Here is an 18,213-nt window from a genome sequence, read left to right on the forward strand (position 1 = left end):
TCGGCACGGTTTACGAGAAAGGCCCGCTTATGCGGGCCTTTTTTTATGCCTTACGCTGCGTTTCCCGCCAGATGCGCCAGGCCATGCCCGCCAGCAGGAGCACGCCCGCAATCAGCACGCCCCACACCAGCAGGGCGTTCATCCAGCTCGCCCGATCGGCCGCAGAGGTGGCGGTCAGACGCCCCTCGCCGCCTAACGCAACGTCATCCACTATGTCGGCCTGCGGCAGGTTCGCCATAGCATAGGTCTTACGCAGATCGGCGGGGATCAGCATGTCGGGCTCCACGCTGGCAGGCTTTGCGGCGCCGTTGCCCCAGGCAAGCACGTACGGCGCTTTCCCCTGCGCGTTGAACACCAGGTCATAGCGATCGCGATGCCCCGTGACGCTCGGCAGGTATTCTGGCAGACGCGCATTCAGCGTCGTGATTTTCACGGCCTGCACCAGGCCCCCGCTAAGCGAAACCGGTCCGGACGTTTTTCCCTCCAGACGGTAAATCACCTCTTTTTTCAGGGGGTGCCATGCGTCTTTTTCCGTACTGCGCCACGCGATCTCCACGGGAAGGACACCATCACCGTTCAGCGAAATGCTGACAGCACTCAGCGGCTGCGGGCGCACCCAGCGCCACTGCGCTTCGCTTGTCGATAGCGGCTCCCCTTCTCCCTCAAGATTGATCTCTTCCGGGGCCGCCTGCGCAGGTGCGCTGATTGCGTTTACGCCAGTCAACGTTATCCCCTTGCTCTGCGTATTCAGCACCACCATGAGATAGCGATTCGCCTCGGGAGATAAAACCGTATCGGTATCGATCCGATCGAGCTTAAGGCGATCCTGACCGCTGGCGACGTCCAGCAGCGGCATATCTTCGCGCAGGGTATACCAGCGCTTAAGATCCTCGCTGTAATAGACCGACGCCGTTCCCTGCCAGGGCGACTGCGGGGTATTCCAGAGCAGCTGCAGCTGGGATATGGCCAGCTCACCCGTCGTCTGCTCCGGCAAGGTCAGCAGGTAATGTTGCCCGGCTGCGGCGGCTTTTTGCCCCTCCAGCACAATCTCAACGCCGTTTCGGGAACGGAGCAGGATCTTATCGCTGTCACCGGCGTCTGAGCCAGCCGCGAGCGGCGAGGCATCCAGCGGAAAGAGACGCAGCGCCGTGGAGTGCGCTGTGTCCTGCGGGCGCGTTGCGGCGATCAGGCTAAAGGGAACCGGCTCGCCCGACTGGTTAAAGACGCGAACATCATGCAGATCCGCTGACGCGCTCTGCTCATAGACGGCAAGCGGCAGCATCACCCGATACCACCGGGAAGGAACGGACGTGTCGAGTGAACGACCAAAGGCATAGTCCCGGGGCGATTCCACGGGTACCTCGTCGCAGAACGCCGGGCCGGAAAGCGCCAGCAGCGCGGTACACGCTACCGCTTTCATCCATTTCATTTTTCATCTCCTGTTTTTGGCGGTAGCGGCGAGAAATAGCCCACTATCAGCACCAGTATCGCCACGCCGATAAACGCCACCGCGCGCGACAGACCGCCTCCGCCCGCGCTGTCCACCAGCATCAGCTTAACCATCACCACACCCAGCAGCGCGGCACCGCAGAGCCACTCCTGCCGGGAAGCCCGACGGGTGGCATGGATCATGACTACCAGCGCGCTCAACATCCAGAACAGGGCAAAGCTGGTCTGGATAAGCCGCGAATCCCATAGCGATGCCATATTCCAGGCCACGTCGCCGTACCAGGCCAGGGCGCGCATCAGCGCACCGTTTAGCCACCAGAAGCCAAACGCCATGAGCGCAACGGCAGGCCACGGGCGCGCTTGCGCAAGCCACGCCGGGTAGTAGCGATCCACCGCCCGATAAAAGACCACCAGACCCAGCAACGCGAACGCGGCACCTTCCTCAAGCGGGTTCACCAGCGGCAGCCAGGTCTGACGATAGACCACGCCGTCCTGGAAATTGGTCACCACCAGCAATACCAGCAGCGCCACGACTACGGGAATCGGTGCCAGGCAGGCGTAGAGCGCAGGCCACTCCCGGAACGGCCACACGCGACGCCGTACCGCAGCAGAGAGCACCATAATCATCCCGCCGCCTGCAGCCATCGCCAGTCCGCTGCCCCAGGCCGCCATGCCCCACGGCAGGGACCGGGCAAACCAGTAAAGCTCGGCGGCCAGCGCCAGTAAAATCATCCACAACAGCGACAGATGCAGCCCCATCGCGATGCGCGGCAGGAGTCTTTCACCGTCGCGCCGCAGCAGCATTAGCGCGGCAGGAAGCGCAACGCACCAGGCCAGGTTTGACCAGCCGGCGGAGGCGATCTGCTGGTGCCAGAGCTGATAACCCACCATCAGCAGCATAACCGGCCAGAGCAGCCATTTGCTGGCGTCCAGCTCTCGCCACGCCAGACGAGCGGCCACCTGCCGCCAGCCCCAGGCCGACGCCGCCGTCAGCGCCAGCACGCCCGCCAGAATCGGTAATTCCTTCGTCAATGCCAGCCGCGATGCGCCCAATAGCGCCACGAGCCAGAACAGCAGACCACCTGCCAGCAGCGCCCAGCTGACCGGCAGGAAGAGAGTCCGCCACAGCCAGGCCGCAGCCAGCCAGCAAAGGCTAAGGATGGCGAAGATAAGGAGCAGGCTCAGCGGCGTAACGCCGTTTGTTTGCGCCCACAGCGCGCTGCCGAGCGCCAGCACCAGCAGCGCCGTCCCGCTATAGCTCATCCGCCGCTGCTGCTGTTGCACGCCCAGCCAGAGGATACCCAGCCCCTCCAGCGCCCAGGCCATTGCCGTCCAGCGCGCCGACAGCGCCAGCGGAATGGCGAGCGTGGCAAACCCGCCGCCGATCGCCAGCGCCGCCATGACCAGCGGCCGTCCGAGGGAGGGATAGCGCCGCAGCGCGAGGTACGCAAGGGTGAGATAAAATGCGCCGTATCCCAGCGCGCTAAGCGCCGGGCCATATTCCCAGTGTCGGGTCATGCCGTACTGCATCCCGAAGCCGATCAGCGGCGGGGCAAACAGCAGCACACCGTCAACGATCTGCTTCCCTTTCTCCTGCGCCCGCAGCGACAGCGCCACGCTCAGCACGCCGAATATCAGCGTATTGGCTATCAGGAACAGCTGGCAGATCCAATAGTCTTCAGGCTGGTAGTCATTCAGCCCCCACAGGCCGCCCACGCCGAACGTGAACAGCAGCCCGAGCAGGTTCAGCTCGCGCCAGTGCTGCCAGATGCTGATAGCAAGAATGCCGATGGACAGCAGGAGGTAGAAAGAGAACAGCGCGACAGAGCTGCCGCCCCCGGTAGACAAGAGGAGCGGCGCAAGATAGCCGCCGAGGCTCGCCAGCATGGCAAGGCTCAGCGCCTTCTGCAGCACCGCCAGCCCGACGCTCGCCGCGCAAATCACCACCAGCAGCGCAAAAGCCAGCGTCATCGGCAACATTTGCCAGAGCCGGAAGGCGCCAAACACCGTCAGGTAGAGCACGCCGGTCGCCCCGCCCTGGAGGATCAACGCATAGACGCGCTGCCTGTGCCGCAGTCGCCACCCGACAGCCAGCAGAACAATGGCAAACAGCGCGGTTGCCACGAGGCGCAGCTCAAGCGGGAACAGGGAATGTTCGACGGTATAGCGCAGCAGGAAAGAGAGGCCGAGGAAGAGCAGCAGGATCCCCAGCTTCGCCAGCGGATTACCCTGCATGAACCAGCGCGCCAGCGACGTCAGGATGCCGCCAAAGGCTGAAGGCTGTTTTGCCACTGGCGCAGGAGCCTGAGCGGGTTCTGCCACCGCAGCGGGAATATCGGGGCGCCAGGGATCGACAGACGCGGGAGCGTCCTCCACCACCGGCGCGGTCATAGCCACCGGCGCGGCGGTCTGCACCGGCTCCGGCGCGTTCTCAGGCACGCCGCGCTGCTCAAGCGCCTCTATGCGCTGGCGTAGCCGGGCGATCTCCTGCTGCGCTGCCGTACTTCGGTTAAACCCGATAACCGCAAGCACGGGCGCAACCAGCAGCGCAAAAACCAGGAATAAACAGCCAAGGATGTAAAGCTCGTCCATGTTTCCACCTTCACCGTAAACGATCCGTTAAGATTGACACAAATCGTTGCATTTGCGCCATCTTAAAAGGTGGAAACATTAGCGCATTAGCTGCCGAACCAGATCGTCGCGGATATTGCAGGCAGCGCCAGCACGCCGTCCTGTATCGTCGCCTTGCCCTCTTTGCTCTTCCACGCAGCCACCTTCAGCAGCGGTGAATCATCCAGCACCACTTCGCAGGCCTCGCCCCGGTTGATCGCCACCAGCACGCGCTGCTGGTTATAGACGCGAGCAAACACCACCACGTTATCGTGGGCGTACACCACCTGACAGCCGCCGTAGCGCAGGGCGAGACTCTGCTTACGCAACTTCGCCAGGCGCTGATACAGGCTGAACAGCACCTTGTCCTGTTTCTCCGGCGCCCACGGGAAGGTTTTGCGACAGAACGGATCGTTGTTGCCGTCCAGCCCCACCTCGTCTCCGTAGTAGATGCACGGTACGCCCGGCCAGGTGAAGAGCCAGGTCACCGCCAGCGGCAGACGCGCGACATCCTTGCCGAGCAGGGATTTAAAGCGCGCGGTGTCGTGGCTATCGAGCTGGTTAAACATCCGCAGCTGCTGCTGATGCGACAGACCGGCGCGGTAGTTCTCCATCCACGCCATGCAGGTTTCAGCGTCGATATGATTCGGATCGTAGGAGATATCGGTGTTGGCGAGGAATCCCCACAGCGGGAAGGTAAAGCCGCGATAGTTCATCGCCGCATCTTCCGCATCGTTCTGCAGCCACTGGCGCGCGTCGCCAAAGTGCTCGCCAAAGACGAACGCCTCCGGCTGGGCCGCTTTTGCCGAGCGCGTAATCCCGGCGACGTGCTGAAGGTTATTCCGCGCCCCGCCCGCTTCGCCGAGCATATGCACTACGTCCAGACGCCAGCCGTCCATATTCCACGGCGCCTTCAGCCAGTGGCGCACGATGCTGTCTTCCCCGCCGTAAATCTCGTTCACAAGCGTTGGCGACTGGAAATCCAGCTTCGGCAGGCTCGGGTAGCCCAGCCAGTCCAGCGCACGCCCCTCCTCATTAAAGCTATACCAGTCGCGCTGCGGCGAATCCGGGTTATGACATGCCCCGCCCATCGACTGGTTATGCCGATCAAACCACGCATGCGAATCTCCGCTGTGGTTGAACACGCCGTCCAGAATGAGACGCATGCCTTCGTTTTGGGTGTTCTTACGCAGGCGCAGCAGCGCCTCGTCACCGCCAAACTGCGCGTCAACGTGGCGATAATCTTCGGTATCGTATTTATGTACGCTCGGGGCCTTGAACACCGGGTTGAGATAGAGCGCCGTCACGCCCAGTTTTTTCAGGTACGGCAGCTTTTCGCTGATGCCGTCGAGATCGCCCCCGTAGAAGGTCGATCCGCCCGCCTGCGCGGTCAGCGGCTCATCCCACGCTTTTAGGATAATGTCATGGCCCGCGGCATGGTGGTAGTAGACCTTATCCTGGTCGGCAGTGCGCTTTTCGCTGCGCGCAAAACGGTCCGGGAAAATCTGGTAAAAGACCTGATCGTTAACCCACTGCGGGCCGTTATCCGGGTAATCCACAGCAAACTGCTCCAGCCGTGCGGGCGGGAAACGGCTAAACCCCTGCGGGGTAAACCACAGCTGACGGTTGTTCCACAAAAGCTTGAAGCTGTAGCGGCGACGCGGCTGTCCGCTACGCAGGTCGATATTCGCCCGCCAGGCGGTGATCCCCGGCTGCGGCTGGCTGCGCAGCTTGTGCATTTTCAGCCCGGTCTCTTCATTATCGATTTCGGCGCGGAGCGTCACGCGTTCAGGCTGATTTTCACCCGCCAGCCAGAGCGTAATCACCAGGTTGTCTTTGTTTTGCTTAACAAATGGGGCAACCGGAAGGTGCCAGGCGTTTAACATCACGAATCCCCTTTGATGAAATTGACGTCACCTTGCCACAGGGTGGTTAAGGATAGCTCACCATGATGGGATTTATTGGGGGAGGAGGACGGGGGAGGAGGCATCAGTGCGGCCTGATGCCCTCACCCTAACCCTCTCCCACAGGGAGAGGGGATAAGGATGTTACTGCGCTTCCGCCAGCTGACGGTCGCGGCGGCATTTAAACACCCAGCCCACCAGCAGCAGCACGATCCACGCGCAGCCCACGTAGAGCGAAATGCGGGTGTCCGGATGGTAGCCAATCAGGCCAATGATAAACACCAGGAAGATCAGCCCCACGACGGTGGTCGCAACGCCGCCCGGTACTTTGAACTTCAGCGCTTTCGCCTCATCCGGTGACAGGCGACGGCGGAAGGCAATCTGCGACAGCAGGATCATGATCCACACCCACACCGTCGCGAAGGTTGCCAGGGACGCAATCACCAGGAAGACGTTCTCCGGCATGATGTAGTTCAGGTAAACCGAGAACAGCAGCGCCACGGTCATCACCACGACGGTCACCCACGGCGTGCCGCGGCGTGAGGTTTTGGCGAACACCTTCGGCGCACTGCCCTGCTCCGCCATGCCGTGCAGCATACGGCCCACGCCAAAGACGTCGCTGTTGATCGCCGAAAGCGACGCGGTCAGCACCACAAAGTTGAGAATGCTGGCCGCAAACGCAATGCCCATATGCTGGAAGGTCAGGACAAACGGGCTACCGTTGGTGCCTACCTGGTTCCACGGGTAGATGGACATGATCACGAACAGCGTACCCACATAAAACACCAGAATACGCATCGGCACCGAGTTGATGGCGCGCGGAATGGATTTCTCCGGGTCTTTCGCTTCCCCGGCGGTGATACCGATAATCTCGATACCGCCGTAGGCGAACATCACCATCTGCAGCGACATCACCATCCCGAGCCAGCCGTTGCTGAAGAAGCCACCGTTACTCCAGAGGTTGTGGATCCCGGTCGGCTGCCCGCCGTTGCCAATCCCCCAGATGATAATCCCGAAACCGGCCACAATCATGATGATGATGGTGGCGACCTTGAAGAAGGAGAACCAGAACTCCAGCTCGCCGAACACCTTCACGCTCATCAGGTTGACGGCGCAAATGATCAGCACCACGCTCAGCACCCAAATCCAGTGCGGTACCGCCGGGAACCAGACGCCCATGTAGATGCCAAATGCCGTCACGTCGGCAATCGCCACAATCAGGATTTCGAAGCAGTAGGTCCAGCCGGTGATAAACCCGGCCAGCGGGCCGAGGTTTTCCTGCGCGTAGCGGGAGAATGAGCTGGCGGAGGGGTTGTGAACCGACATTTCGCCGAGGGCGCGCATGATGATATACGCCGCCACGCCGCCGATGATGTACGCCAGCAGCACGCTGGGACCGGCCATTTTGATGGCATCTGCCGAGCCATAAAAAAGACCGGTGCCGATAGCCGAGCCCAGCGCCATAAAGCGGATGTGGCGCGTGCTCAATCCACGTTTAAGTTTGTTAGTGCTTTCCATTTAAATCTTGCCATTCAACACGAAAAAAACAAAAAACCACGGGGCCTTAAGCCCCGTGGTTAAACAGTTTGTTGCCGTTGATTAATGGGCGTTCGATGCGACCTGACGCCCTGCGGCACGGTCCCAGATAATCGCCAGAACCAGCGCAACAACGGTAGGCATCAGCCAGGCCAGACCCTGCTCGGACAGCGGCAGACGCTGTGTCCAGGCTGGCAGAACTTCCGCGAACGCTGATGCTTTAATCCCGTCAAGGATACCAAAAATCAGGCTGATAAACATGGCTGGCGCAATAATTCGTGAGGAGTTGTTCCACCACGGGCGGGTGAAGCTCAGCACCACCAGCACGATGCACGGCGGATAAATCGCCGTCAGTACCGGAATAGAGACCTGAATCAGGTGGCTCAGACCGAGGTTGGACACCGCCATGGAGAAGATACCAAGGATAAACACCAGGGTACGGTAAGAGAGCGGCAGATACTGCGCAAAGAACTCAGCACAGGCGCAGGTCAGGCCAACGGCGGTAACCAGACAGGCCAGGAAGATGAGCGCCGCCAGCAGCATACTGCCCGCACCACCGAAGGTGTGCTGAACGTAGGCGTGCAGGATAGCCGCACCGTTGGCGTTCTGATCGACCAGCATGGCACTATCGGAGCCCAGACGGAACAGCGCCAGATACAGCAGCGTCAGCCCTACGCCAGCCATCAGACCGGCCCAGATGGTATAGCGGGTCAGCAGACGCGCTTCGGTCACACCGCGGGAACGCGCGGCGTTAACGATAACGATACCAAACACCATCGCGCCCAGCGTATCCATCGTCAGGTAGCCGTTCACGAAGCCGTTAGAAAACGCGGCGTTTTTATAGGCGTCCATCGCGTCGCTAATCGGGCCGGCGGGCCAGACGATGGCCGCTACCGCCAGAACAATCAGCGCCACAATTTTCAGCGGAGCCAGGAAGTTACCCACGGTATCCAGCAGCTTGCCAGGATAGAGGGAAACCAGAATCACGATAGCGAAGTAGATCAGGCTGTAGATGAACAGCGGCATCGCGCCGTCACCGGTCAGGGGAGCAATCCCCACTTCGAAGGAAACGGTCGCGGTACGCGGGGTGGCAAACAGCGGCCCTACGGCCAGATAGCAGACGGTTGCCAGCAGAACGCCTGCCACTTTGCCGATCGGGGAGCTGAGGCTATCCACACCGCCACCGACTTTCGCCAGCGCGATGACGGTCAGTACCGGCAGACCCACGGCAGTAATCAGGAAACCAAACGCGGCGGTCCAGACGTGTTCACCCGCCTGTAAGCCAACCATTGGAGGGAAAATGATGTTGCCTGCGCCAACGAACAGCGCAAATGTCATAAAGCCCAGCGCGATGATGTCACGCGATTTTAAGTGATGGGTCATAAAACCTTACTGCCTGTGGATGTGGTGTTGAAAACATTGAGATTTTCGATATCCCTGACGGGACGATACAGCCGAAAATTTGCTCAATTTCAGCGGGAAATGCTCCCGTCCTGGCGTGGAGAAGAATAGTTTTTCGATTTACCACGCAAATACAGTCGGTCTGACAGTATCTGGGGCGCAATTTAAACGCTTATAACGTTTAAAGGCAAGGTGGGATCGTAAAACCAGAACAATATGCCAGCATGAAAATACGCACCAGCACAATACGCTGTTTATAAGAAAAACCCATGGCTAATCATGCGAACAAAAAACAGCCAGCCGTATAAAATTCATCCGCGTTTCGCTTGACTGCAAAGCAAACGGGCCAGCGATGGCTGACCCGTGGAAAGGTAAAATGACACGCCCGCCGTCAGGCGATCTTTTTGGCAATTAATCGTTCCGGGATAACGAAGCTGAAGCGGGTTCCTTTACCCAGGGTACTCTGAATATCGAGACGGCTTTCATGGTGGTTGACCGCGTGTTTCACAATCGCCAGCCCGAGGCCACTTCCGCCCGTCTGGCGCGATCGCGCTTTATCCACACGGTAGAAGCGCTCGGTCAGACGCGGAATATGCTCCGGCGCGATCCCCGGCCCGTTGTCCTCCACGCTAAACTCGGCCCCCGTTGGGGTATGGTGCCAGCGCACCACGATATCCGTCCCTTCCGGCGTATGATTCACCGCGTTATACACCAGGTTGGAAATGGCGCTGCGCAGCTCATCTTCGCTGCCTAATACCTTCAGCGTGTTGTCGACGTCAAAGGTCAGGTGATGCTTTTTGTGGCTTAACGTCTGCGCTTCACGCTCCACGACCCGCAGCATCATCGGGACATCAATGGTGTCATTCAGCGCGAGCGTTGGCGCCGCTTCAATCTTCGAGAGCGTCAGCAGCTGCTTCACCAGGCCTTCCATCCGGTGCGTTTGCTCGCGCATGGTGTGCAGCGCTTTTTCACGCGGCGCACCTTCCAGCGTTTGCTCCTGCATCATCTCCAGGTAGCCCTGCAGCACGGTCAACGGGGTTCGCAGTTCGTGGCTGACGTTGGCGAAGAAGTTACGACGCGCCCCTTCCAGCTGGTGCATCTGGGTGACATCGCGCGCCACCATCAGCCACTGCTTATCGCTGTAGGGCATCACGCGGATCTCCAGATGGCGACCATTATTGAGCTTGAGATTGTGCGGACGGGTGAAATCACGCTTTTTCAGGTACAGCGTGAACTCGGGATAACGCAGAAGGTTGAGGATATTCTGTCCATTGTCATCCGGCCAGCGCAGGCCCAGCAGCTGCTGCGCCAGGCCGTTACACCAGAAGATCGTCCCTTCTTCGGTCGTCAGGATCACGGCATCCGGCAGCGACTCTGCACCGCTGCGAAAACGCTTAATCAGGCTTCCCAGCTCGCGGCGGCGCTTTTTATTACGCATCTGCATCTGATGCAGACCGTACAGCAGCGGCTCCCAGCTGCCGCTTCCCGGCGGCGGCGTCATGCTTCGGTCAACCCACAGCCACCAGGAGAGGCGCAGCAGGTTCCAGAAATGCCAGATGAGCAGCCCGGTGACCGACGCCAGCAGAAACCACGGCAGGTGTCCAAGAAAGGCCCCCAGAATGAAGGCCGGAATACAGCATAAGATCAGTTCAAAGACGAGCCTTTTCCATGACAGACGTTCCAGCACGCGTCACACTCCTGTCATTGTTCAGAAACGGGTAGAAAAACGATAACCCGTGCCGCGGACCGTCTGCACCATGCGATCGTGGCCGCTCAGTTCCAGTGCTTTTCGCAGGCGGCGGATATGTACGTCAACCGTCCGGTCTTCGACATACACGTTAGTTCCCCAGACGTTATTCAGCAACTGCTCGCGGCTGTACACGCGCTCCGGGTGGGTCATAAAGAAGTGCAGGAGTTTAAATTCGGTAGGCCCCATGTCGAGGGGATTTTCACCGGTCATCACGCGGTGAGACGTCGGATCAAGGCTCAGCCCCTGCATTTCGATCACCTCTTCCACCGCCATCGGCGAAATACGGCGCATTACGGCTTTAATGCGGGCCACCAGCTCTTTGGGGGAGAACGGTTTGGTAATGTAATCGTCCGCGCCGGTCTCCAGACCACGCACGCGATCCTCTTCTTCTCCGCGCGCCGTGAGCATCACAACCGGTATATCGCGTGTCAGCGCTTCACGCTTCAGGTGTTTGATAAACTGCAGTCCGGAGCCGCCGGGCAGCATCCAGTCCAGCAGAATCAGATCGGGCCAGGGTTCATTCAGCTGGTTCACTGCACTGTCATAATCTTCTGCTTCAACCGGCTGGAAGCCATTTTGTTCGAGCACGAAGCACACCATTTCACGAATTGGAGCTTCATCTTCTACGACCAGAATACGTCTCGCCATACTTTGCCCTGTCTTATCTTATTTACGTTACAAGTTTGTAATTCGGCGCCATTATGCGTCAGATTTATGACAGATTTATGAAAAACAGTACCACGTTAACGGGCAAACCGTTGTTTTATTACAGCGGTTATTTTCCCTTCTCTGAACGTTTATAATCCTGCTTTCTCTTTTTTGCCACGGATCAGCTATGCGCATACTTCACACCTCGGACTGGCATCTGGGTCAAAATTTTTACAGCAAAAGCCGTGCGGCTGAACATGAAGCGTTCCTGGGCTGGCTGCTGGAAACGGCCCGGACGCACGAGGTGGACGCGATTATTGTGGCGGGTGACATCTTTGATACCGGCTCGCCGCCGAGCTATGCGCGCGAGTTGTATAACCGCTTCGTGGTGAATCTGCAGCAAACCGGCTGTCATCTGGTGATTGTCGCCGGCAACCATGATTCCGTCGCAACGCTGAATGAATCCCGCGACATCCTGGCGTTTCTCAATACCACCGTCGTCGCCAGCGCCGGGCACGGCCCGCAGATCCTGAAAAAGCGCGACGGGTCGCCGGGAGCGGTGCTGTGTCCGATACCGTTTTTACGTCCGCGCGACATCGTGCAAAGCCAGGCGGGGCTGTCGGGCGCGGAAAAGCAGCAACATTTATTGCAGGCCATCACCGACTATTACCACCAGCAGCACGCCGAAGCCTGTGCCCTGCGCGGTGACCAGTCGATCCCGGTGATTGCGACCGGGCACCTCACCACCGTCGGGGCCAGTAAAAGTGACGCCGTGCGTGACATCTATATCGGCACGCTGGACGCCTTTCCGGCGCAGCACTTCCCACCCGCCGACTACATTGCGCTCGGACACATTCACCGGGCGCAGATCGTCGGCGGCTGCGAGCACATCCGCTACTGCGGCTCTCCCCTTTCGCTCAGCTTTGACGAAACGGGCAAAGCCAAATCCGTACATCTGGTGACCTTCTCCGACGGAAAACTCAGCGCCGTCGACACGCTGGAGGTGCCCGTTACTCAACCGCTGGCGGTGCTGAAAGGCGATCTCGATGCCATCACCGCACAGCTGGAGCAGTGGCGCGGCGTCGAGCAAGATCCCCCCATCTGGCTGGACATCGAAATCACCACCGACGACTACCTGCACGATATGCAGCGAAAAATCCAGGCGCTGACCGAAGATTTGCCGGTTGAGGTCTTGCTGGTGCGCCGCAGCCGCGAGCAGCGCGAGAAAATCCTGTTAAGCGCTCAACGCGAAACGCTCAGTGAACTGGGGGTCGAAGAGGTGTTTGAACGCAGACTCTCGCAGGAGGAAATCGACGAGGCGAAGCGCGCAAGGCTCAGCGAACTGTTCAGCCATACCCTGCATGCGCTCAATGATGAGGAAGAAAACGCGTGAAAATTTTGAGCCTGCGACTGAAAAATCTTAACTCCCTCAAGGGCGAGTGGAAAATTGATTTTACCGCTGAGCCGTTTGCCAGCAACGGGCTGTTTGCCATCACCGGTGCGACCGGGGCAGGTAAAACCACCCTGCTCGACGCCATCTGTCTGGCGCTTTATCACGAAACGCCGCGACTGCAGAAGGTCTCCCAGGCGCAAAACGACCTGATGACGCGCGACACCGCCGAGTGTCTGGCGGAAGTGGAGTTCGAGGTAAAAGGCACTGCCTATCGCGCCTTCTGGAGCCAGAACCGCGCGCGCAACCAGCCGGACGGGAACCTTCAGGCGCCGCGCGTGGAGCTGGCGCGCTGCGAAGATGGCAAAATCCTGGCCGACAAAGTGACGGATAAACTGGAGCAAACCGCCGCGCTCACCGGGCTGGACTATGGGCGATTTACCCGCTCCATGCTGCTTTCACAGGGGCAGTTTGCTGCCTTTCTCAACGCCAAACCGAGCGATCGCGCCGAGCTGCTGGAAGAGCTGACCGGCACCGAAATCTACGGTCAGATTTCCGCCATGGTGTTTGAGAAACACAAAGCCGCCCGCGGCGTGCTTGAAAAGTGCGAGGCGCAGGCGGCGGGCGTCGTGCTGTTGAGCGAAGAACAACAGCAGCAGTTACAGCAAAGTTTGCAGGCACTTACTGACGAAGAGAAAACCCTGCTGGAACAGCAGCAAAACCAACAGAAAGATTTTCAGTGGCTTACGCGCCATGATGAGCTCGTGCGCGAGCAACAGCGCGTCACCGCGATGCAGCAGCTGGCGCAACAGGCGCTGACGGACGCTGCGCCTGAACTGGCAAAACTGCAGCTTGCTCTCCCCGCCGCCCAGCTTCGGCCGCTTTGGGATCATCAGCAGGAGCAAAGCGCGCGCCTGACGCAAACCCAGCAGCGAATTATCGAAGTAAATACTCGCTTACAGGCCAGAACCGCGCTGCGTTCGCGTATCCGCAATACCGCCCTGCGTGACCACGAGCAGCGACAGGCCGAACTGTCGGCGCTGGCGCAGTGGCTGGCGGAGCACGAGCGCTATCGTCTGTTAGGCCAGGAGATTGCAGGCTGGCGTGCCCAGTTCTCGCAGCTTAACCGCGATAAAACGCAGTTAGCCTCGCTTGCTGCGCGGATAGGTGAATTACGCAACAGGCTGGCTGCGATGCCGGAAAATGCGCTGACGATGACGGCGGATGAGGTCAGCGCGGCCATGGAGCAGCAGTCCCGGTTACGCACGCTGCGCCAGCAGCTGACGTCGCTGCATGTCCGCTATCAGCCGCTGCAAAAGCGCCTGCGCCAGAGCAGTGAAAGCGTGCAGAAGGCGCAGGCTGAACAAAGTAAGCTTAATGAAACGCTGACGCTGCGCCGCCAGCAGTACAAAGAGAAAAACCAGCACTATCTGGATCTGAAGGCCCTGTGCGAAACCGAAGCAACAATTAAGAAGCTGGAGCATTACCGTTCCCAGCTTGAGGCGGGCAAACCCTGTCCGCTGTGCGGTTCCTGCGAACATCCGGCCGTTGAGCAATATCAGTCGCTTGAGCTGACGGATAACCAGCGCCGCCGTGATGCCCTGGAAAAAGAGGTCGCCGCCCTTAAAGAGGAAGGCCTGCTGGTGCTGGGACAGGTCAATGCCCTGACTCAGCAGATCCAGCGCGAGACAGACGACGCGCAAACGCTTTCTCAGGAAGAGCAAGCGCTCACTAAAGAGTGGGTGGCGGCCTGCACGTCCCTGAACATTACCTTGAATATTCAGTACGATATCGCGCCATGGCTGAACGAACAGGAACATTACGAGCGCCAGCTTTATCAGCTCAGTCAGCGGCTGACCCTGCAGAACCAGCTGAGCGAACAGGAAGCGCAGGAGCGGCAGTATCAGCAGCAGCTGGCGGCTACGCGGCAGGCGCTGGAGCATGCCCTGCTCGCGCTCTCACTTAACGCACCTGAAGAGGGTCAGGAAGCCGCCTGGCTTCAGGCCCGTGAAGCTGAATTCGCGCAGTGGCAGGAGAAACAAACGCAGCACGGCGTGCTTCAGGAACGTATAAACGCCCTGAAGCCACTGCTCGACGCGCTTCCGGCAACGAACAGCGAAGACGCCGAACCGGTTATTCCTGATAACTGGCGCGCCATCCACGACGAGTGCGTGTCGCTGCAAAGCCAGCTGACCGCGCAACAGCAGCAGGAAGCGCTGGAGCGAGAGCGTCTGCAGCAGTCGCAGACGCAGTTCACCGCGGCGCTCTCGGCGAGCTGCTTTGCCGACCAGGACGCGTTTCTTGCCGCCCTGCTGAATGATGATGCCATTCGCCACCTCGAACAGCGAAAGCAGTCGCTGGAAAACCAGATACAGCAGGCCGCGGCGCTATGCGGGCAAGCGAACCAACAGCTGCAGTCTCATCTGGCGCAGAGGCCGCAAGGGCTCAACGCCGATGTACCCACGCTGCAAAGCCAGCTGCAGCAGCTGGCGCAACAGCTGCGCGAGAACACCACGCATCAGGGCGAGATCCGCCAGCAGCTTAAGCAGGACAGCGATAACCGGCAGCACCAGCTGGCGTTGATGCAGCAAATTGAAGAGGCCGCGCGCCAGGCGGATGACTGGGGGTACCTGAACGCGCTGATCGGCTCCAGCACCGGTGACAAGTTCCGTAAGTTCGCCCAGGGGCTGACGCTGGACAATCTTGTCTGGCTTGCTAACCAGCAGCTTAACCGTCTGCACGGGCGTTATTTATTGCAGCGTAAGGCCAGTGACGCGCTGGAGCTGGAAGTGGTGGATACGTGGCAGGCGGATGCGGTCCGCGATACCCGTACCCTCTCCGGCGGCGAGAGCTTCCTGGTCAGCCTGGCGCTGGCGCTGGCGCTTTCCGACCTGGTGAGTCATAAAACGCGGATCGATTCGCTGTTCCTGGATGAAGGGTTCGGGACGCTCGACAGTGAGACGCTGGATACCGCGCTGGATGCGCTCGACGCGCTGAACGCCACCGGGAAAACCATCGGCGTGATCAGCCATGTAGAGGCGATGAAAGAGCGTATTCCGGTGCAGATCAAAGTGAAGAAGATTAACGGGCTGGGGTATAGCAAGCTGGATAAGGTATTTGCGGTGGAATGAATGGGGGGAGCGTGCGGTCTGATGCCCTCACCCTGACCCTCTCCCACAGGGAGAGGGAATGAACGTTTATTCTGGCCACAGCCACGCCGCGCCGCGCACGCCGCTGGAGTCCCCGTGCAGCGCTTTGCGGATCGGGGTTTCACACTCGCCGCCGAAGACCCACTGCTTCACCAGGTTCGGCACCGTGGCGTACAGCCGATCGACGTTGCTCATGCCGCCGCCGAGCACTATCACATCAGGATCGAGAATATTCACCACGTGGGCCAGCGATTTCGCCAGCCGCATTTCGTAGCGGCTAAGCGCCAGCTCCGCCACCGGGTCCTGCGCTTCGACCAGACGCATGATCTCGTTACCCTTGAGCGGTTGGCCGCTCAGGCGATGGTAGTCGGTCGCAAAACCGGTACCGGAGATAAACGTCTCAATACAGCCCTGTTTTCCGCAGTAGCACGGGACTTCAGTGCGGTATTTGAGTTCGTCTTCATCCATCCACGGCAGCGGGTTGTGTCCCCACTCGCCCGCCGTGCCATTACCGCCGATATGGGCACGCCCGCCTAACGCCACGCCCGCACCGCAGCCGGTACCGATGATCACCGCAAACACGGTCTGGGCACCGGCCGCCGCACCGTCGATGGCCTCAGAGACGGCGAGGCAGTTGGCATCGTTGGCCAGACGCACTTCCCGGTTCAGGCGCGCGCTTAAATCTTTATCAAACGGCTGACCGTTGAGCCAGGTGGAGTTAGCATTTTTAACCACGCCGGTATACGGCGAGATCGACCCCGGGATCCCCATCCCGACGCTGCCGGTTTGTCCTGTGGCCTGCTCGGCCATCTCAACCAGCCTGGCAATGGTCTCGATCGTCTGGTGATAATCATCGCGCGGCGTAGGCAGACGGTGGCGGAACAGCTGTTCCCCCTGCTCGCTTAGTGCGATAACTTCTGTTTTGGTGCCGCCCAAATCAATGCCAATACGCACAAGACTCTCCTCATTATTTTGATTATCAACAGAGTAGAAGCACGCATCCCGATTAGCAATGCAAGCGATGCGACAATTCGTTATCATGCCCGCTGATTTAACGACAAGGCCGTGGAAATTATCATGCTGTGGTTCAAAAATTTGATGGTTTACCGTCTCAGCCGCGACGTTTCGCTGCGTGCAGAAGAGATGGAAAAACAGTTAGCCGCTTATACCTTTTCCCCTTGCGGTAGCCAGGATATGGCAAAAACCGGTTGGGTTCCGCCAATGGGTTCACAAAGCGATGCACTGACCCACGCCAGCAGCACGGGTCAAATCATCGTCTGCGCCCGTAAAGAAGAGAAGATTCTGCCCACGCCGGTGGTTAAGCAGGCGCTCGAGGCGAAAATTTTCAAGCTGGAAGCCGAGCAGGGCCGCAAGCTGAAAAAGACCGAAAAAGATTCGCTGAAAGACGAAGTGCTGCACTCTCTGCTGCCGCGCGCCTTCAGCCGCTTCAGCCAGACCATGATGTGGATCGACACCGTTAACGGGCTGATCATGGTGGACTGCGCCAGCGCCAAGAAAGCAGAAGATACGCTGGCCCTGCTGCGCAAAAGCATCGGCTCGTTACCGGTCGTTCCGCTGGCGCTGGAAACGCCAATTGAGTTAACGCTGACCGAATGGGTACGCAGCGGTGCTGCGGCACAGGGTTTCCAGATCCTTGATGAAGCCGAGCTGAAAGCCCTGCTGGAAGATGGCGGCGTGATCCGCGCGAAGAAGCAGGATCTGGTCAGCGACGAGATCGCCGTACACATTGAAGCGGGTAAAGTGGTCACCAAGCTGGCGCTCGACTGGCAGCAGCGCATCCAGTTCGTGATGTGCGACGACGGCTCCGTGAAGCGTCTGAAGTTCTGCGACGAGCTGCGCGATCAGAACGAAGATATCGACCGGGAAGATTACGCCCAGCGTTTTGACGCGGACTTCATCCTGATGACCGGCGAGCTGGCCGCGTTGATTCAGAATCTGGTGGAAGGTCTTGGCGGCGAAGCGCAGAGATAACGGGTAAAACGTAGGCCGGGTAAGCGTTAGCGCCACCCGGCTAATTTTTTATTTCAGGTAGCGGCATAGATAAGAGGTAGGTTCAGCCACCTGCAAATGAAATTCGCTGTGGCCAGGGACGTTGAAAACTTGCCCGGCAGCGTAAACTTTCCATTCCGTTTCACCCGGCAGCAGGACGTTCAGCGCGCCGCTGACCACCGTCATCTCTTCCGCTTCCGCCGTGCCAAAGGTGTATTCCCCTTCCGCCATTACGCCAACGCTGGCGCGGCCAGTGCTGCTGCTGGTAAAACCAATGGATTTCACTTTACCGGAAAAGTATTCGTTACTCTGAAGCATGAACTGGCCCTTATATTTTTAGATAAAAATTCACTATAGGGGCCATGC

Annotated in this window: 12 protein-coding genes; 3 read left to right on the top strand and 9 right to left on the bottom strand. The window is 59.3% G+C overall.

Features of this window, described 5'->3' with window-relative positions; all coding sequences use genetic code 11:
• Positions 1 to 43 precede the first annotated feature (43 nt).
• From ACMWJS_RS12735 to phoB, 7 genes are all read right to left on the bottom strand, one after another.
• Positions 44 to 1,429, bottom strand: coding sequence for a DUF3999 domain-containing protein (locus ACMWJS_RS12735; RefSeq protein ID WP_414747154.1), 1,386 nt, complete (start codon positions 1,427 to 1,429; stop codon positions 44 to 46).
• Positions 1,426 to 4,041: a DUF2339 domain-containing protein gene (locus tag ACMWJS_RS12740; RefSeq protein WP_414747155.1), complete on the bottom strand. Its 2,616-nt coding sequence runs from the start codon at positions 4,039 to 4,041 to the stop codon at positions 1,426 to 1,428. The genes ACMWJS_RS12735 and ACMWJS_RS12740 overlap by 4 nt, the downstream gene beginning before the upstream one ends.
• Before the next feature lie 86 nt (positions 4,042 to 4,127).
• A complete protein-coding gene (gene malZ / locus ACMWJS_RS12745; protein ID WP_334762028.1) occupies positions 4,128 to 5,945 on the bottom strand; it encodes a maltodextrin glucosidase in 1,818 nt (605 codons plus the stop codon).
• A 162-nt stretch (positions 5,946 to 6,107) separates the two neighbouring features.
• Entirely contained in the window at positions 6,108 to 7,481 is a 1,374-nt protein-coding gene (gene proY, locus ACMWJS_RS12750) for a proline-specific permease ProY (protein ID WP_008503261.1), read from the bottom strand.
• Positions 7,482 to 7,562: 81 nt separating this feature from the next.
• On the bottom strand, positions 7,563 to 8,882 hold the full coding sequence (brnQ, locus tag ACMWJS_RS12755) for a branched-chain amino acid transporter carrier protein BrnQ (RefSeq protein ID WP_045909798.1): 1,320 nt from the start codon (positions 8,880 to 8,882) through the stop codon (positions 7,563 to 7,565).
• Positions 8,883 to 9,291: 409 nt separating this feature from the next.
• Positions 9,292 to 10,587, bottom strand: a complete 1,296-nt coding sequence (phoR, locus tag ACMWJS_RS12760; protein WP_045909799.1) for a phosphate regulon sensor histidine kinase PhoR — start codon at positions 10,585 to 10,587, stop codon at positions 9,292 to 9,294.
• 21 nt (positions 10,588 to 10,608) lie between these two features.
• Positions 10,609 to 11,298, bottom strand: coding sequence for a phosphate response regulator transcription factor PhoB (gene phoB, locus ACMWJS_RS12765; protein ID WP_008503265.1), 690 nt, complete (start codon positions 11,296 to 11,298; stop codon positions 10,609 to 10,611).
• Between the two features lie 187 nt (positions 11,299 to 11,485).
• Here phoB and sbcD point away from each other — a divergent pair, with 187 nt between their 5' ends.
• Positions 11,486 to 12,691: an exonuclease subunit SbcD gene (sbcD, locus tag ACMWJS_RS12770; RefSeq protein ID WP_196345855.1), complete on the top strand. Its 1,206-nt coding sequence runs from the start codon at positions 11,486 to 11,488 to the stop codon at positions 12,689 to 12,691.
• Positions 12,688 to 15,819 carry an exonuclease subunit SbcC gene (sbcC, locus tag ACMWJS_RS12775; protein ID WP_414747156.1) on the top strand — a complete coding sequence of 1,044 codons (3,132 nt, stop codon included), beginning with the start codon at positions 12,688 to 12,690 and terminating at the stop codon, positions 15,817 to 15,819. The genes sbcD and sbcC overlap by 4 nt, the downstream gene beginning before the upstream one ends.
• Positions 15,820 to 15,885: 66 nt before the next feature.
• On the opposite strand, the gene mak is transcribed toward sbcC, so the two are convergent.
• Complete coding sequence (gene mak, locus ACMWJS_RS12780) at positions 15,886 to 16,791, bottom strand: fructokinase (RefSeq protein ID WP_235400239.1); 906 nt, start codon at positions 16,789 to 16,791, stop codon at positions 15,886 to 15,888.
• A 123-nt stretch (positions 16,792 to 16,914) separates the two neighbouring features.
• On the opposite strand from mak, the gene rdgC reads away from it, so the two are divergent.
• Positions 16,915 to 17,829, top strand: a complete 915-nt coding sequence (gene rdgC / locus ACMWJS_RS12785; protein WP_023310540.1) for a recombination-associated protein RdgC — start codon at positions 16,915 to 16,917, stop codon at positions 17,827 to 17,829.
• A 48-nt stretch (positions 17,830 to 17,877) separates the two neighbouring features.
• On the opposite strand, the gene ppnP is transcribed toward rdgC, so the two are convergent.
• Positions 17,878 to 18,165, bottom strand: a complete 288-nt coding sequence (gene ppnP / locus ACMWJS_RS12790) for a pyrimidine/purine nucleoside phosphorylase (RefSeq protein ID WP_008503270.1) — start codon at positions 18,163 to 18,165, stop codon at positions 17,878 to 17,880.
• Between the last annotated feature and the right edge of the window lie 48 nt (positions 18,166 to 18,213).

Origin of the sequence: Enterobacter sp. HK-058-C-ECC (genome assembly GCF_047531125.1) — a bacterium.
Taxonomy (GTDB): Bacteria; Pseudomonadota; Gammaproteobacteria; order Enterobacterales; family Enterobacteriaceae; genus Enterobacter; species Enterobacter quasiroggenkampii.

Excerpts from the sequence above, each read along its gene's own strand:
- ACMWJS_RS12735 (WP_414747154.1), bottom strand. The coding sequence starts at position 1,429 with ATGAAATGGATGAAAGCGGTAGCGTGTACCGCGCTGCTGGCGCTTTCC.
- ACMWJS_RS12740 (WP_414747155.1), bottom strand. The coding sequence starts at position 4,041 with ATGGACGAGCTTTACATCCTTGGCTGTTTATTCCTGGTTTTTGCGCTG.
- malZ (WP_334762028.1), bottom strand. The coding sequence starts at position 5,945 with ATGTTAAACGCCTGGCACCTTCCGGTTGCCCCATTTGTTAAGCAAAAC.
- proY (WP_008503261.1), bottom strand. The coding sequence starts at position 7,481 with ATGGAAAGCACTAACAAACTTAAACGTGGATTGAGCACGCGCCACATC.
- brnQ (WP_045909798.1), bottom strand. The coding sequence starts at position 8,882 with ATGACCCATCACTTAAAATCGCGTGACATCATCGCGCTGGGCTTTATG.
- phoB (WP_008503265.1), bottom strand. The coding sequence starts at position 11,298 with ATGGCGAGACGTATTCTGGTCGTAGAAGATGAAGCTCCAATTCGTGAA.
- sbcD (WP_196345855.1), top strand. The coding sequence starts at position 11,486 with ATGCGCATACTTCACACCTCGGACTGGCATCTGGGTCAAAATTTTTAC.
- rdgC (WP_023310540.1), top strand. The coding sequence starts at position 16,915 with ATGCTGTGGTTCAAAAATTTGATGGTTTACCGTCTCAGCCGCGACGTT.
- ppnP (WP_008503270.1), bottom strand. The coding sequence starts at position 18,165 with ATGCTTCAGAGTAACGAATACTTTTCCGGTAAAGTGAAATCCATTGGT.